Annotated in this window: 16 protein-coding genes and 1 tRNA gene; 3 read left to right on the top strand and 14 right to left on the bottom strand. The window is 53.7% G+C overall.

The window, feature by feature from the left end:
* Positions 1-10: 10 nt before the first annotated feature.
* From ACJU26_RS03435 to ACJU26_RS03420, 4 genes are all read right to left on the bottom strand, one after another.
* Positions 11-376: a cytochrome o ubiquinol/quinol oxidase subunit IV gene (locus tag ACJU26_RS03435; protein WP_414041150.1), complete on the bottom strand. Its 366-nt coding sequence runs from the start codon at positions 374-376 to the stop codon at positions 11-13.
* Complete coding sequence (locus ACJU26_RS03430; RefSeq protein WP_414041149.1) at positions 373-1011, bottom strand: cytochrome c oxidase subunit 3; 639 nt, start codon at positions 1009-1011, stop codon at positions 373-375. Before ACJU26_RS03430 ends, ACJU26_RS03435 begins: the two co-directional genes overlap by 4 nt.
* Before the next feature lie 69 nt (positions 1012-1080).
* Complete coding sequence (locus ACJU26_RS03425; protein WP_414041148.1) at positions 1081-3231, bottom strand: cbb3-type cytochrome c oxidase subunit I; 2151 nt, start codon at positions 3229-3231, stop codon at positions 1081-1083.
* Positions 3232-3260: 29 nt separating this feature from the next.
* Positions 3261-4229, bottom strand: a complete 969-nt coding sequence (locus ACJU26_RS03420; protein ID WP_414041147.1) for a ubiquinol oxidase subunit II — start codon at positions 4227-4229, stop codon at positions 3261-3263.
* Positions 4230-4644: 415 nt separating this feature from the next.
* Here ACJU26_RS03420 and ACJU26_RS03415 point away from each other — a divergent pair, with 415 nt between their 5' ends.
* The gene (locus tag ACJU26_RS03415) at positions 4645-4947 is read left to right on the top strand and encodes a hypothetical protein (RefSeq protein WP_414041146.1); all 303 of its coding nucleotides are present in this window, start codon (positions 4645-4647) and stop codon (positions 4945-4947) included.
* A gap of 26 nt (positions 4948-4973) precedes the next feature.
* Here ACJU26_RS03415 and ACJU26_RS03410 read toward each other — a convergent pair whose 3' ends face one another.
* Positions 4974-5390 carry a hypothetical protein gene (locus ACJU26_RS03410; RefSeq protein WP_414041145.1) on the bottom strand — a complete coding sequence of 139 codons (417 nt, stop codon included), beginning with the start codon at positions 5388-5390 and terminating at the stop codon, positions 4974-4976.
* A gap of 440 nt (positions 5391-5830) precedes the next feature.
* Here ACJU26_RS03410 and ACJU26_RS03405 point away from each other — a divergent pair, with 440 nt between their 5' ends.
* Entirely contained in the window at positions 5831-6148 is a 318-nt protein-coding gene (locus ACJU26_RS03405) for a hypothetical protein (RefSeq protein ID WP_414041144.1), read from the top strand.
* A gap of 432 nt (positions 6149-6580) precedes the next feature.
* Here ACJU26_RS03405 and ACJU26_RS03400 read toward each other — a convergent pair.
* A tRNA-Ser gene (locus ACJU26_RS03400) sits at positions 6581-6670 on the bottom strand.
* A gap of 196 nt (positions 6671-6866) precedes the next feature.
* Between ACJU26_RS03400 and ACJU26_RS03395 the strand changes: the two genes are divergently transcribed.
* Entirely contained in the window at positions 6867-7418 is a 552-nt protein-coding gene (locus ACJU26_RS03395; protein ID WP_414041143.1) for a hypothetical protein, read from the top strand.
* A 68-nt stretch (positions 7419-7486) separates the two neighbouring features.
* Here the strand turns inward: ACJU26_RS03395 and gatB are convergent, their stop codons facing one another.
* The 8 genes from gatB to ACJU26_RS03355 form a co-directional block, all read right to left on the bottom strand.
* The gene (gatB, locus tag ACJU26_RS03390; RefSeq protein WP_414041919.1) at positions 7487-8920 is read right to left on the bottom strand and encodes an Asp-tRNA(Asn)/Glu-tRNA(Gln) amidotransferase subunit GatB; all 1434 of its coding nucleotides are present in this window, start codon (positions 8918-8920) and stop codon (positions 7487-7489) included.
* A 2-nt stretch (positions 8921-8922) separates the two neighbouring features.
* Complete coding sequence (gatA, locus tag ACJU26_RS03385; protein WP_414041142.1) at positions 8923-10395, bottom strand: Asp-tRNA(Asn)/Glu-tRNA(Gln) amidotransferase subunit GatA; 1473 nt, start codon at positions 10393-10395, stop codon at positions 8923-8925.
* A 12-nt stretch (positions 10396-10407) separates the two neighbouring features.
* Positions 10408-10695, bottom strand: a complete 288-nt coding sequence (gatC, locus tag ACJU26_RS03380) for an Asp-tRNA(Asn)/Glu-tRNA(Gln) amidotransferase subunit GatC (RefSeq protein WP_414041141.1) — start codon at positions 10693-10695, stop codon at positions 10408-10410.
* Between the two features lies 1 nt (position 10696).
* Positions 10697-11506, bottom strand: coding sequence for a VacJ family lipoprotein (locus ACJU26_RS03375; RefSeq protein ID WP_414041918.1), 810 nt, complete (start codon positions 11504-11506; stop codon positions 10697-10699).
* Complete coding sequence (locus ACJU26_RS03370; RefSeq protein WP_414041140.1) at positions 11506-12165, bottom strand: HpnM family protein; 660 nt, start codon at positions 12163-12165, stop codon at positions 11506-11508. Before ACJU26_RS03370 ends, ACJU26_RS03375 begins: the two co-directional genes overlap by 1 nt.
* 11 nt (positions 12166-12176) lie before the next feature.
* Positions 12177-13280 (bottom strand): adenosyl-hopene transferase HpnH, encoded by a 1104-nt coding sequence (gene hpnH / locus ACJU26_RS03365; RefSeq protein ID WP_414041139.1) that lies wholly within the window; start codon positions 13278-13280, stop codon positions 12177-12179.
* Positions 13281-13385: 105 nt separating this feature from the next.
* Complete coding sequence (locus ACJU26_RS03360; RefSeq protein ID WP_414041138.1) at positions 13386-14228, bottom strand: ferritin-like domain-containing protein; 843 nt, start codon at positions 14226-14228, stop codon at positions 13386-13388.
* Entirely contained in the window at positions 14225-15238 is a 1014-nt protein-coding gene (locus ACJU26_RS03355; protein WP_414041137.1) for a lysylphosphatidylglycerol synthase domain-containing protein, read from the bottom strand. Before ACJU26_RS03355 ends, ACJU26_RS03360 begins: the two co-directional genes overlap by 4 nt.
* Between the last annotated feature and the right edge of the window lie 2 nt (positions 15239-15240).

Genomic DNA, 15240 nt, shown 5'->3' with positions numbered 1-15240 from the left:
GGGATCACCCTCAATGCATGCCGGGCATACCCGGAATCATGGGCATGGTCCGCAGGTACAATTGGGAGAACATCCACCAAGTCAAGCCGATAGTGATGATAAATAGCGGAATGAACATGACCAGAGCCACCGTGTTCCAGATGTTATGCTCGGAAATGTCGATGTGCAGCAGGAAATAAATCTGGGCAATGGCCGCCAGACCGGCACAACCCATGATGGTGAGTAACAACGCAAAGGGCGGGAGTACCTGGCCACTCACCAGAATGGTGGCGGCCAGCATCAACAGGGAGGCAATGACAAATCCTGCCAGATAGCTCGTGCGGCTCGCCATTTGTACTTCCGGATGTTGCAGCGGATTGCTGTGACCATGACTCATGACATATACCCCCACAAGTAAACAAACACATAGATGAACACCCACATGACCGCCTGGAATTGCCAGAACATGCGCAGGCTGATGAGTCTGCCCACCACCTCCTCGGTAAAGCCTTTTTTCAGGATTTGATACAACATCACCAGCATCCAGATCAGGCCGACAAAAATATGAGCAGAATGCACCTGGGTCAGCGCGTAGAAGGCGGAAAGCCCGCCACTGACTTCCGGGGTCACCCCCATGCCGATCATGCGTACTACATCGTGAATATCCAGACCGACAAAAACGATCCCCAAAACCATGGAGGCAATCATGCCGTTGATCACGCCGACTTTACTGCCGGTTTTTAGCGAAGCCATGGAAAACCCATAGGCCAGCACACTCAAAAACAAGGCCATGGTCTGAATGAAGGTATACCAGGGTGCCACAAACTGGGCGGGCGTTGGCCCCATATAATAACTGTGGGGATAACTCAGCACGCCATAAGCGGCAAACAGTGTCGCAAACAACATCCCGTCACTGAGAATATACATCCAGAACCCGAAGGTCCGCGTAGAAATAACATCATGACCCTCATAATCATCCGACCACAGGACCACCTGGTCTGGATTCACGGGCTTATCATGCGCAGAGCTCATAAACAACTCCTTTATTCAATGCGGTGGAAATGCGTGACAGCAGAGATACCGTCACGCTATGGCGACGATTCATGCCCAAGGCCGTGAATTTCCCGGTGGAGTACCCTGTGATCCGGGATCACCCGCTTCAGCGGAATAAGCGGTTACCGTGCCGCCGGTATAACCGCCCCCTCTGGGGAGCTGCTCAAGACCATCGGCCATTTTCTGCCGGGATTCACGATCCAGTTTTTCCATTTCTTCCGCGGATATGATGTGACCGGGATCGCCCTTACCCGAGCGATAAATCATGACCAACACCGTCAAGACCAAGGCCGCCACGGTCAACCACCATATCCGCCAGGTCAGGCCAAAACCGATCACAAAAGTCAGCGCGCCGATATAAACCGCTATTCCCGTATTATTGGGCATATGAATAGCGGCAAAGTGATCGGGCCGAGTTTCTGAAAAACCGTGTTCACGACGCCAGGCCGCTTCATCTCGATGATTCACATGGGGGACCATCGCGTAATTGTAAAAAGGGACCGGTGAATCGGTGATCCATTCCAGGCTCCGGGAAGTCCCCCAGGCATCGGCACCCACCCGATTTTCCGCGCGATCCCGCAAGCTGACATACACCATCCAGAGAAAGGCCAGCACCGAAAGCACATACACCGCAATACCCAGTTCCTGGATATCGAACCAGGATGCCCACTGCGGATTGAACGGCCAATCCAGACGCCGGGTTTCGCCCATGAAACCCAGCATGAACATCGGGAAAAACACCAGAAAGGTTCCGGCACTGAACAACCAGAACATAATTTTCCCCCAGGCTTCATTGAGCTTGAAACCAAAAACCTTGGGAAACCAGAAAATCACCGCGCCGAACACCGCATACACAATACTCAGCAGCATCATATGAAAATGGGCCACGACAAAGACACTGTTATGGACCATATAGTTGATGGCCGGTATGGATAACATCATGCCGGTCAGTCCGCCAATCAAGATCAGGAACAAAGCGCCCAGAGCCCAGTGCATGGCTGCCGTATAGGTGATTCTGCCTTTATACATGGTGGCGGCCCAGTTAAAGACTTTCACACCCGTAGGAATACCCACCAGCATGGTCGCGATACTGAACTCCGTACTCACATAGGGTCCCATACCCATGGTGAAAAAGTGATGGAGCCAAACGATCCAGGACACCCCGGCAATGGCGAAGGTCGCCAGCACCATGGCCACATAACCAAAGATCGGCTTTTCAGAAAATGCCGGAATGATTTCTGAAAGCATGCCAAAGGCTGGAAGAATCACGAAATACACTTCGGGATGACCCCAAAGCCAGAACAGATTGGTATACAGCATCAGGTTACCGCCGAAACCTGCGGTAAAAAAGTGGGTACCCAGATAACGATCCGCACCCACCAGGGCCAATGCCACCTGCAAGCAGGGAAAGGAGGTCAACGCAATAATATTGGCCGAAACGGCTGACCAGGTGAAAACGGGCAGGCGGCTCCAGGTCATTCCGGGTGCCCGCATTTTGACGACCGTGGCCAGAAAATTAATGCTGCCGAGCGTGGTACCCAATGCCACCAGCTCAATGGTCCAGATCCAGTAATCCACCCCGACTCCTGGACTGTAAGCCAACTCGAAAATCGGCGCATAGCCGAACCAGCCATTATGGGAAAAGTCCCCCACAAACAAGGAAAGCATGATCAGAAATACGGCTGCCGTAGTGATCCAGAAACCCAAGGCATTCAGGTAGGGGAAAGCCATATCCCGGGCCCCGATTTGCAAGGGAACGATGATATTCATGATCCCGACCAGCAACGGTGTCGCTGCCAGCAAAATCATGATCAATCCATGGGCACTATAGACCTGTCCGAAGTGAAAGGGGGTCAGATAACCATGAATGGCCCCCATGACCGGCATGCCATTATGTCCGGGCCCCACCGCCAGCATTTGCTGGGTCCGCATCATCAGGCCATCGATAAATCCCCGGAACAGCATGATCAAACCGAGAACGATATACATGATGCCCAACTTCTTGTGATCTACGGTGGTAAACCATTCTTTCCAGAGATAACCCCATTTACCGTAATAGGTAATGGCCCCTGCAATCGCGATTGCAGCCAGCACGATCACCACAAATAACGGTGCCAGAATGGGATTGGTATAGGGAATCTCGGACAAGGCGAGCCGTCCGAGCAGTGGACTCCAAGGTCCAGGTACGTTAACCAGCATAACAGTTCTCCATTGCAGCTCAGTTTATCTCAGGCACGATGTTCAGCCGCCTGCAACTTTAGGTAGTGAAACATGTTTTCCGTCATGAACATGGGCAAAGGCCATTTTTTGCCGTTCATGACCTCGAGTAGCAAATGATTGAAAAGACCATCTTCCACATGCCCATATACCGGGGTTTTATCCTTTACATTGATGTAAGGAGCCGCAAAGCGATTGAACTGTGCGTAATCCATGGTGTTCGGGCTATTTTCAACCCCTTTGGCCCATTGTTTGAAATCGGCCCTGCTGAGCACATGGGTTTTGAAAAGCATCCACGAAGTGCCTGCGCCACAATAATCTGCGGCAATGCCTTGATAGGTGCCGACATTATTGCTTTCCAGAGCGTCCTTGGTACGCATGCCCGGCATCACATCAATCATCCCCACCAGTTGCGGCACAAAAAAATCGGTTGTCACCGCGGTAGAAGTCAGCTTGAAAAATACCGGAGTGTGGGCGGGGACCACCAGTTCATTGGCGACGGCCATGTTATGAAACTGGGGATAGATGAATAACCACTGCCAATCCGTCGCGATGACATCGATATCGATGGGATCGCCTTGGGGTTTCATATGCTTGGTGATGGCCGTAGGATTATACGGGTTGACCGCAAAGCTGCCATGTATGGCTACCGCCCAGGATAAAAAAGCCACGGCAGCGATGGGGATACCCCAGAATGCAAACTCCAGTTTACCGGAGTGTTCCCACTTTCCGTCATAACTCCCGCGATTTTTGCCTTTTTGATACTTCCACATGAACCAGACAATCAAAATAGCGGTAATACCGACGATGCTCAGCATGACCGCCACATCAATCATCATGTAATCATAACTGGCTTTGGCACCCACACCCTGAGGATTGAATATCCACCAGACGGAATGCTTTGCGCAGCCATTCAGCAACAGCAGTAGCGGAGCGAGCGCCCAATAACGCCAATGAACTGGCTTGACTTTCTTCAACATATGCACCTCTCCTTCAATGAGGTATTTATTAGAAAAAGGTACTAAACTTCTACGACACAAATACCATTTACCCAAACTATCAGTAGGTTACGAGTTAATTTAGCCCACAATAACCTTCTGATCTCATTGTTATTGGATAGTGTTATGCGATATATACATTACTATTTACTGTAGAACAACAATAAAAAATCTATGGCCCGCTTTTGTTCATTAAAAGTGGATAAATTGAATATTATTTATTAGTTATATTATTAACAGATGCATTGATGGATAGATTTACCCGCAAATCATGATATGCGTAGAAGCAATGGGGAAAGGTCTGTCGTGATCAAAAAACTGCTTTACAAGCAGGTGCAGGAACTGTTCCTTTCCTGGGCTGCCAGGGATTCCAAAGAAATCTCGGAATTACTGATAAATGAGCGCGTTTTATGATATGCAGGGAAGGAGCATTGACGGAGAATATGAGGGAGTTACAGTACTGGGCATTCCCTGCGGCCAGGTCGGGCATCAGGAGCCTGGGGATAATTCCAGCACTCAGCAATTTTGTACCCAGCGGTTTGACCTACGTTTTCCGCCAGTCGAAAAAAACAACGTCAATGGACCTCTTGCCCGTCAGCAGCATCGACATGGGCGCCAGTGCTTACAGAACGGAACTTTGCTCCTCATCACGTCCACCCGGGACGTGGTGAGGAGCAAACCAGCCGCCGCCCGGGCTTAACTTTTTCGCCCAGGGGCGGGCTGCCCCTAACGCTGCGGACCGGCACCCATTCCACGGCCCGCTCCGGCTCCCATCTTTCCGGCACCAGGACCCATGCCCGCCGCACCGGGACCCATACCGGCACCGCCATTCATACGGCCGGGGCCCATGCCTGCGCCGCCTGCGGGCGGTACGGGGGGTAAGGTCACTCCTCTTTTCTTGGCCAGTTCCATCATTTCTTTGTGGTGTTCCTGACGTATCTGTTCGCGTTCCTGGATAGTCTTGGCCGCACGCAATTTAGCGCGATACTCCGCACGCTCCTGGGGGGTCATCAACTGGCTGCCGTACATCATCGGGTTTTGAACCTGCCCGACAGCGGGGGGCGCATCTGCTGCGAGGGCAACCCCGGCCGGCAGACACAGGACAGCGCCCAGAATCGGAATAAAAAACAATTTCTTAGACATTTCGTGAGTATGGCCAAAGATATTGATGGTTTTGGATGCCCTGACGGTCAAGTAGCGTGAGGGGCGGTAGTCATGGCCCATAGCTGATGGTGATCATTGTAACTGTTACGTATCAATTCTCTTGAAAAGAAGATTGGAAGAAAGTTATGGTCTGTCTTCGGCTCAGAAAGAAGGGGTGCATAAAGGTGTTACATTTGGCACAGAGCGCAAAATGGCAGGCCACAGTGACCGCTATGGATCTGCAACTGGCGGAAGAAAGAAAGTCGAAAGGATGTCCTTATTGTGGCGGCAAGCTCCATAGTGCCCGCTTTCCTCGGCTGCTCCGTGGTGAATCCGGGAAAGCACCCGTCTTGGTACATCGGCACAGCTTCTGTTGCGAAACCTGCCGTAAGCGCGTAACGCCGCCTTCGGTGCGGTTCTTTGGCAGAAGGCGATACGCAATGACCAGTATGCTGCTGATCTCCGTCCTGCAGCCTGGAAAGGCCAAGAAAGCCCAGCATGACAAGTTGCGGTCCCTGTTGGGCATTTCCAAACGTACCCTGGCCCGATGGCGGCTATGGTGGCGTGAGGCGTTTGTTCGCACCCCTCTTTGGCGGGCCGAGGGGGCCATCATCCTTCCACCGATTCCTCGGCAAGATCTGCCTGGCGGGCTGATAGAGCGATTTGTCGGGAACAGCATGCAGCAATTGCTCTACGCGCTGGTGTTCCTGTCACCTCTATCTGCACCTCTATTTTTCCCTGAAAAAAGAGGGCCGTAAATTTCCCGCAGAGAATGTCACCGTTTTTGCAGAATGTTGAGGAGGTCAAAAATTAGCCAGCAATCGTAAGTATCAAGCGCTATTCAAACTAGCCGGGCATGGGCGCCACCATGGTCTGGCCCGTTGAGGGGTGCGCAAGAATTAGCGCATTAGGGCGCTCAGCACACGAGGTGTGGGAAAGTAGCAAGCTTTATGAATGGTAATGAAAAAAAGTAGAACAGCACTCACCTGGCGACCCCTCAAAAAACTTGACCAGAGCACCATCAATTTGGCTGAGCACACTCATTCGCACCTCCAATGGATTGTTGATACTTCTTCCAGAAGTATAGCTCATATTCCCCTTCCCGGAAGGTTTATTCCATCGAGTTATAGCCCAGGCAATGATGGCCGCACAGCAGCAACGGATGAAAATGATATTGTTGCTCCGTAAATTGGCGGAGGCGGTGAGATTCGAACTCACGAGGGGCGCGAACCCCTGCCGGTTTTCAAGACCGGTGCATTCAACCGCTCTGCCACACCTCCGTGCCGGAGGAGTGTACCCAAAGCCCATAAAAATGGGAATGGCAGAAATGACAGAAAATCCAAAAATCCTTATATGCTAAATTTCTACTTGTTTATCACCAAATTAAAAATACCTTGGTTCCCGCTGACAAAAATCGGTATATACTCCAGAAACGCTCGTTGGGAGCGCTGCAATCATATGGCGGAGGAGAGGTCGATGTTTAAAAAAATGACGATGGTGGCTATTCTGGGACTGGGTCTCGCAGGTTCGACAATGGCAATGGCGGCAGATTCCAGTACTGCTGCGACTGACAGCAGCGCCGCAAGCACTGCAACAACACCTGCTTTCATGTCCACGGCCTGGGCCAAGGAGCTCTGCACTGCCTGGAATAACAATCCGACGTTGACGGAAAAACTCGCGGGTGCCTGGATCAAAAACAACGGTGGCAAGGGTTATAAAGTCATGGAAGTTTCGGACTCCAGCATGAAAGGCACCCCCCCCATTCAGCTCGAAATTGCCGCCAAGGACGGCAAGGCTGAATGTGTTTATGGTGGCGCAATCAAGTTCACAGACCTCAACTACAACTACGATTACAAAATGTGGGCAACTACCCACGACTGGCACCACATGGGCTCGCCCATGATGGCCATGATGTTTGGCCGCCTCAACTTCAAGGGTCCGAAAATGGAAGCCATGGAAAACATGGGGCCTTTTGCGGAATTCCTGAAACTGGTCAAGGAAGTGCCTGCCACTGTTCCGGCTTCCTGAAAACACGGTAGTTTCAACTCGGAAAAGGGCACTGCTGCAGGTGCCCTTTTTACTGACCGGATATCACCTCAATCGGTTTTCTGGAGACGCTCCAGCAACAAGGCATTGACCTGATCCGGATTGGCCTTGCCCTGGCTGGCTTTCATCACCTGCCCCACAAAAAAGCCTAACAATTTATCCTTGCCAGCGCGGAAACCCGCCACCTGTTGGGGATTGGCCGCGATAATGGCGTCCACCATCGCGGCAATGGCGGCCACGTCGGTAATCTGCCGTAAGCCACGACTATCGATGATGGCATCCACTTCACCACCCTGATGAAAAATTTCCTCGAATATATCCTTGGCTATTTTCCCGGAAATGGTTTTGTCTTCGATGCGCTGCACCAGCAGGCGGAGCTTTTCGGCAGGCACCGGGCAATCCTGAATTTCAATACCTGCCTTGTTCAGGGCGCCAAGCAAATCACCCATAACCCAGTTGGCGGCGAGTTTACCTTCCACACCATCCGCCACCACTTCGTAGTAATCGGCAAGATCACGTCCTGCCGTCAACACACTGGCGTCATAGGCGGATAATTGATACTGCTGCATGAACCGCTCGCGCTTGGCATCGGGTAATTCGGGCAGACTTTGCCGCACTTTTTTAATGCGCGCTTCATCCAATACCAGCGGCAACAAATCAGGATCGGGGAAGTAACGGTAATCGTTGGCTTCTTCCTTGCTGCGCATGGAGCGGGTTTCATCCCGATTGGCATCATACAAACGGGTTTCCTGAACAATGCTGCCCCCGCTTTCGAGAATATCCTTCTGCCGCAGGATTTCGAACTCGATGGCTTTTTCCAGGAACCGGAAAGAGTTCAGATTCTTGATTTCCGCCCGGGTGCCAAAAGGCGCTCCAGGACGGCGCAGGGAAACATTGGCATCACAGCGGAAGGAGCCTTCCTGCATGTTCCCATCGCAAATTTCCAGGTAACGCACCAGGGCATGCAGCTTTTTCAGATAAGCCACCGCCTCCGCCGAAGAACGCATGTCGGGCTCCGAAACAATTTCCAGCAATGGCGTTCCGGCGCGGTTCAGATCAATGCCCGACTGACCGACAAAAGCCTCATGCAAAGACTTACCGGCATCCTCTTCCAGATGGGCTCGGGTAATACCGATGACTTTTTCAGTGCCATCGGCCAACTGTATGGTCAACTGCCCCTGCCCGACCACGGGCAACTCGTACTGACTGATCTGATAGCCCTTGGGCAAATCGGGATAAAAATAGTTTTTGCGGGCAAATATGCTCTGCCGGTTGAGATGTGCACCAACAGCCAGACCCAGGGCAATGGCCTTGTCCACCGCAGCGGCATTCAACACCGGCAAGGCACCGGGCATGGCCAGACATACCGGACAGGTATGGCTGTTGGGCTCCGCGCCAAAAGCCGTGGAACATCCGCAAAAGATTTTGGTGGCTGTGTTCAGTTGGGCATGTACTTCCAGGCCGATCACCACTTCCCAATCCATACTCATGCCTCCCTCGTCCTCAACGGAGGCCGCGCCAGATGCCAGTCGGTTTCCTGTTGATAGCGATGGGCCACATTGAGCAGGAGATCATCGGCAAAATAATCCCCCATCAATTGCATCCCGATGGGCAGTCCCGACTGGGTAAATCCACAAGGAAGACTGAGCGCCGGAATTCCCGCCAGATTCACGGCGATGGTGTAAATATCGGCCAGATACATGGCAACCGGGTCGGCGTTTTTGGCACCCAGGGCAAAGGCAGGCCCCGGGGTTGTAGGCCCGACAATCACATCCACCTCGGCAAAAGCGCGGCGAAAATCCTCGCGTATCAGGCTACGCACCTGCTGGGCCTTGAGATAATAGGCATCGTAATAACCTGCGGAAAGCACATAGGTTCCCACCAGAATACGGCGCCGCACTTCTGCGCCAAAACCTTCGTAACGACTTTTGCAGTACAGGTCCTCCAGATTTTCCACCGCGTTGCTGCGATGGGTGTAGCGTACCCCATCAAAACGCGACAAGTTGCTGGAGGCCTCGGCTGGGGCCAGAACATAGTAGGTACTGACTGCATGGGAATTATTGGGCAAGCGAATGGGCTGAATGGATGCCCCCTGCCTGGCCAACTGGTCAATCCCGGCCTGCACGGCAGTTGCCACCTCCGGATCCAGCCCTTCGCCAAAAAACTCCTCGGGAACGCCCACTCGCAAACCCTGCAGCGGCCGATCCAGACCGCGCAAAAAGTCACTGGCCGCCGCCGGATGACTGGTGGAATCCCGAGGGTCATGGGCGGCCATGGCATCCAGCAGCAAGGCACAATCTTCCGCGGAACGGGCCATCGGCCCGCCCTGATCCAGACTGGAAGCAAAGGCAATCATGCCAAAACGGGAAACCCGGCCGTAAGTTGGCTTGATTCCCGTAATGCCACAAAGGGCGGCGGGTTGGCGAATGGAACCACCCGTGTCGGTACCTGTAGCCACCGGCACCAGCCCCGCCGCCACAGCCGCTGCTGACCCCCCAGAAGAGCCGCCGGGCACCATTTCCACATTCCAGGGATTATGCACCGGCCCAAAATAACTGGTTTCGTTGGAGGAACCCATGGCAAATTCATCCATGTTCAGCTTGCCCAGCATCACCATTCCCGCCGCTGCCAGACGCTCGACAACCGTCGCGCTATAGGGGGCGATAAAATTTTCCAGCATCTTGGAACCGCAGGTGGTCGGCAAATCGGCCGTACAGAAAATATCCTTGTGCGCCATGGGCAGGCCCAATAAAGGACCCCTTTCGCCTTTGGCCAGACGCGCATCCGCCCGAGCGGCAGATTCCAGCGCCGCAGCTTCAGCCACCGTAATAAACGCATTGAGTTGCGGATTCAGGGCATGGATGCGCTGCAGGAGCGTCTGGGTCAGCTCAAGGGCGGAGAAGTCCTTTTTGTGCAGGCCTTCGCGGAGCTGGTGCAGGGATAAATCGTGGAGATCCAAGTCCGGCTCCTGTTATTCAATGACTTTGGGAACGAGAAAAAGCCCATGCTCAGCAGCAGGGGCACTGGCCATCAGGCGTTGACGTTCATTCCGGCTGGACACCTGATCCGGTCGCAGTGGCTGCTCCAGATCGAGGGGATGAGCCATGGGGATCACTCCCTCGGTAGGAATGGCCCGCAATTCTTCCACCAGCGCCATGATTTTTTCCAGCTGCCCGGCCACCTCAGGCACTTCTTCCTGGGGTAAGGCCATGCGGGCCAGATGCGCGGTACGACGTACCGTATCCTGATCAAAAGCCATATCAATGCTTCCTTTTGGTATGGGGTGTGGATTCGGTTGCCGCGGGCGGCGCTGCAGACGAATCAGCCGGGGGCAAGGACAAACCTTCCAGCAACTGACTTTTACTCACCACCCCGCCACTGATCAGATATTGTTCGTGCTGCTCCCAGGCATTGCGCATGAACAGATAGGGATCTACCGCCTGCTGAACCATACGGATTTTCGGGCCATCCACATAGCCGGTATTGATGATTCCCATCCCGGTCATGGCATATTGCGCAGGGGTACTGGTGACATAATAAGCTGGACCCGTAAATACGACCATGGCGAGGCCGGGCAGACTCCGCAGGGAGCTGGGTCCATAGAAGGGCAATACCAGATAGGGACCCTGGGGCACCCCCCAGACTCCGAGAGTCACCCCCAGACTGTTATCGTGCATGGGGAGATCCAGCTTGTCGGCCACATCAAACAAACCACCCAGACCAAACACGGAGTTCACCAGAAAACGGCTCAGACTCTCCATGCCTAGCTGAACTCGTCCTTGCAGGAAATCATTGATAAAAATATAAGGCATGTCAATATTGGAAAAAACGTTACTGACCCCGGTCCGCACAAAACCCGGAGTCACCGCCTTGTATCCGGTAGATACGGGCTCCAGCACATAATCATAGAGCCCCATGTTCAGATGGAACATGGCATGATTGACGGCCTGCAGCGGTGGCCGACTTGGTGCCGATGTATCCGATCCCGGGCCATGCACCGTGGCACAGCCCGATAAAGCCAACACCGATGTGGCAAAGGCGGCTCCCAGCAGAAAAGGCCACCGTGTCATCACGACTTCCCGTTGGTATCACGGGCGATTTGCGCTTTCAAATGGGCAACCAAGGCAGAAAATCCCTTGTTTTTCATGGTTTCCGTATATTCCGCACGCTTCAGGGACAGATCGCTCACCCCGTCAGCCACCACATTGACGATGCGCCATTGCCCATCCTGCTGCTGGAGCAAATAGTCAAAACGATGGACCTTACCATTGTGCATGGTCAGGGTACTGAATACTCCCTCGGTGCCCGGCTGCAGGGTTTGGCTGCTGACTATCGCAAAACGCTCCCCTTCATAATTATCGAAGCGGGCCGCATAGGTGGCCACTGTGTAATCCGCCAGCACCTCCACAAAAGTTTTCTGTTGCGCCGGGCTCAGACTGGACCAGTAGTTTCCCAGCGTCAGGCTGGCGATTCGCGTGAAATCATAGACATTACGGATTACAGGAGAAACAATGGCATAACGGCCATGATAACCGATTTTTCTCCCCCCCTGCATAGCCTTCAGCAAGGCGGCATCCAGGGCATCTATGGTGGCTCGGGGTGTCATCGCCTTGGTCGCTGCGGCACCGGCGGAAGTGGCAGCCGCTGTTGTAGAGGCGCAAGCGGGCATGAGCGGGGTCATACCCAAGGCCAGGATCGCTGACAGCAACAAACTATTTTTCAAGTGCATATAACCCTCTGTTAACGTTCCACCCGCAGCGGGAATACCGGATGATTCGGCCCTTGCGAGGGGGGCATGGTCGGCATGTCCGGCGCCATCGGCCCTTCCGTACGGGGCCCACGCAAGGCGACTTTCAGGGCACGCAAGGGATGGACAAAGGTATCATTGACCGCCGTCGGCTCAAAACCGGAATGCACCTGGCACTGATCGCACTTGCGATTCACCCCTACGCCGTACTGATCCCAGGGAGTCGTTTCCATCATTTCCTTGTAGGTTTGGGCATAGCCTTCACTCACCAGCAGATAACAGGGTTTCTGCCAGCCAAAAATATTCCGGGTAGGATTGCCCCAGGGCGTACATTGGTAGTTCTGGTTGCCCGCCAGAAAGTCGAGGAACAAGCTGGACTGGTTGAAAGCCCATTTGGCCTGGCGTTCCTTCCCCAAGCGAAATATATCCCGGAACAACTGCCGGGAGGCCCGCCTTTGGATGAACACTTCCTTCTGGGGAGCCCGTTCATAGTTGAATCCGGGTGAAATGGTCACTCCCTCTACCCCCAGGGCTTTGCAATCGTCCAGAAAGTTGGCCACTTCCTCCGCGCCTTCGCCCTGGAAAAGCGTACAGTTGACCGTCACCCGAAAGCCTTTTTCGACCGCTTCCCGGATAGCTGCCGTCGCACGCTTGTAGGTACCCGGCTGACAGACGGAATCATCATGGCGATGCGCATTGCCATCCAGATGCACCGAGAAAGTCAGATAGGGAGAAGGTGCATAATCATCCATGCGCTTTTTCAGGAGCAGCGCATTGGTACACAGATAGACGAAGCGTTTGCGTTCTATCAGGCCTTTTACCACTTCCGGCATATCCTTGTGAATCAGGGGTTCGCCACCCGCAATGGAAATGATGGGAGCGCCGCACTCTTCGGCCGCAGCAATGCATTCTTCCACAGACAGGCGTTTATCGAGGACATCGTCGGGATAATCGATTTTCCCACAACCGGCACAAGCCAGATTGCAGCGGAACAGCGGCTCCAGCATCAGAACCAAAGGATAACGCTTACGCCCCCGCAGCTTTTGCGAAATGATGTAGCGACCCACCCTGTAGCTCTGAATTAAAGGAACGCCCATAATATCAATCCTCCGCCTGACGGCTATAAAGTCGGTGAACAATAAACGACATAACGCTGACCAGTATAACATACCAAGGCGTATGTTGGACAAGCGCAACGGAAACTAGGCTGCTTTTCCACGCGAAAGGAAGAAAAACAGGATATTGGCAATACGTGGCGCCAATTTTGGGCGCAGCAGACGGGCATCATAAGCCGCAAAGCGGCGCTCGTTTTCGGCCCGGCACAAAGCCAGTAACTGCGTCAGATTGATATCACGGCTGACCTGCTCATGGCCGGTCATGGTGAAATTTTCTTGCTGATGATCATTCAACCCCCGCGCTGTCTGAATACGCGCCCAGGACTGCATGGCAATAACTTGAATGCGTTGATATTCGAGCACGATTTTTTTCCAGAATGGCAAACGGCGACGATGCCATTTCAACCAGTTGATGAAAAAAATGATGTGGCGGGCTTCTTCCTGCATCACCGGTTCAAAAATATCGACCAGCGCCGGGGGGAAAAATCCGGATTTTTTCGCCGCAGCGAACAGTCCAAAGGCAAAATAGGAATCCAGACACTCTCCATAACCCGTAAACAAAAACTCCCAGTAAGGATCCCGCAGGGGTGGCGGCGTGGTGGACGGCGGAATCGGGATATGGTAATGGGCCACCAATGCCTGGAGCAGTTCCGAATGCCTCTGCTCCTCACGACCATCCAGCTCCACCGCAGCACGCACAACAGGGTCCGGTTCCCGCTCGGCCATGCTCTGGACCATGCGCGCTGTCACACTCTCCGTGGCCACCGCTTCACCCCAGAAAGGCAGGGACTTGACCCGCTGCTCCGCAGCCGCATCCAGCTCCGGCCAAGGCATGTTTTTGGGATCAAAATGCACGTGCGTATCATGCATGAACTGGCAAAACAAATCCCGATGCTGCTTAGAACCCAGTTCTATGGCTGCCATCGTCATGAAACCCCCTCCTTACCGCTTGGAATCCTTAAGCATCGCCGACGTATATAATGACCCTCTGATATGGGCCATGACAAGAGGACCGGAATACCCAGGAACAATTCGCGCAAACGCCGGGCCAACGCATAGGCCAAGGCCAGATCCGGACCAATGCCCATGATGCTGCCCAACAGCACAATCCCCCCCTCCTGAATGCCAACGCCTCCGGGAACCAGAAAGGCGGCACTGCGCAAGGCCTGGCCCAGGCTTTCCAGGAGCAAGGCCGCCCAGAAAGGCACGGGATGGTGCAGTAGCCAGAAAGTCACACACACCTCTGCGGTTCCGGCAAAAAACCCCGCCATTTGCCAGAAATTGGCCACCAGCAGCCACTGCCCCTTTCCATACAATGCCCGGATTTCAGCGTCCAGCAATGCCGGGTCAGCAATGCTCCCCAAAAGGTCATAGCCGCCCAGTAATTTTTTGCTGATCGCCTGCAACAGGCAGAACAACCCCTTGTGCTTTTGTAACCAGTAAAAAAAACCCAGTGCAAGTACTGACAGGAACAGCAGCCCTAAAACCTCCAAAACCAGCGCATGATTACTGACTGCGGACAAGAGGACGCCGATGCCCAGCAAGGTAAACAGGGCCTGGCTCAGCAGGGTCAGGGTGACTTCCACCATGACACTGGCCCCGGCGCGATAAGGAGAAATACCGCGTTGACTGAGCAGGCGAACCCCCAGTAATTCCCCACCGACACGCGCTACCGGGAGCAGACCATTGACAGATTCGCGCAGCAATGCCACCCACAGCAAAAACCCGAAGCGGGCACGGCTCTCACCCCTGAGCAACCATTTCCAGCTCAGGGTATCCAGTGCCAAGGGCAGCAGATGGAAAGGGATCAGCCACAACAGGCTCCAACCCGCGACGGCCAGCAGGGCCATGATCTCGGCAAGTCCCGCATGGAGGACCAGGTAAATACCGAGGCCAAGCCCCAATAATCCCGAGAGCACAATGAAAGCCTTCTGTTTCAAGG

It is taken from the genome of Acidithiobacillus sp. M4-SHS-6, from assembly GCF_047421495.1.
Lineage (GTDB): Bacteria > Pseudomonadota > Gammaproteobacteria > Acidithiobacillales > Acidithiobacillaceae > Acidithiobacillus.
The sequence above is the reverse complement of the archived record's forward strand: the minus strand, read 5'-3'. Positions and strand labels throughout refer to the sequence as shown.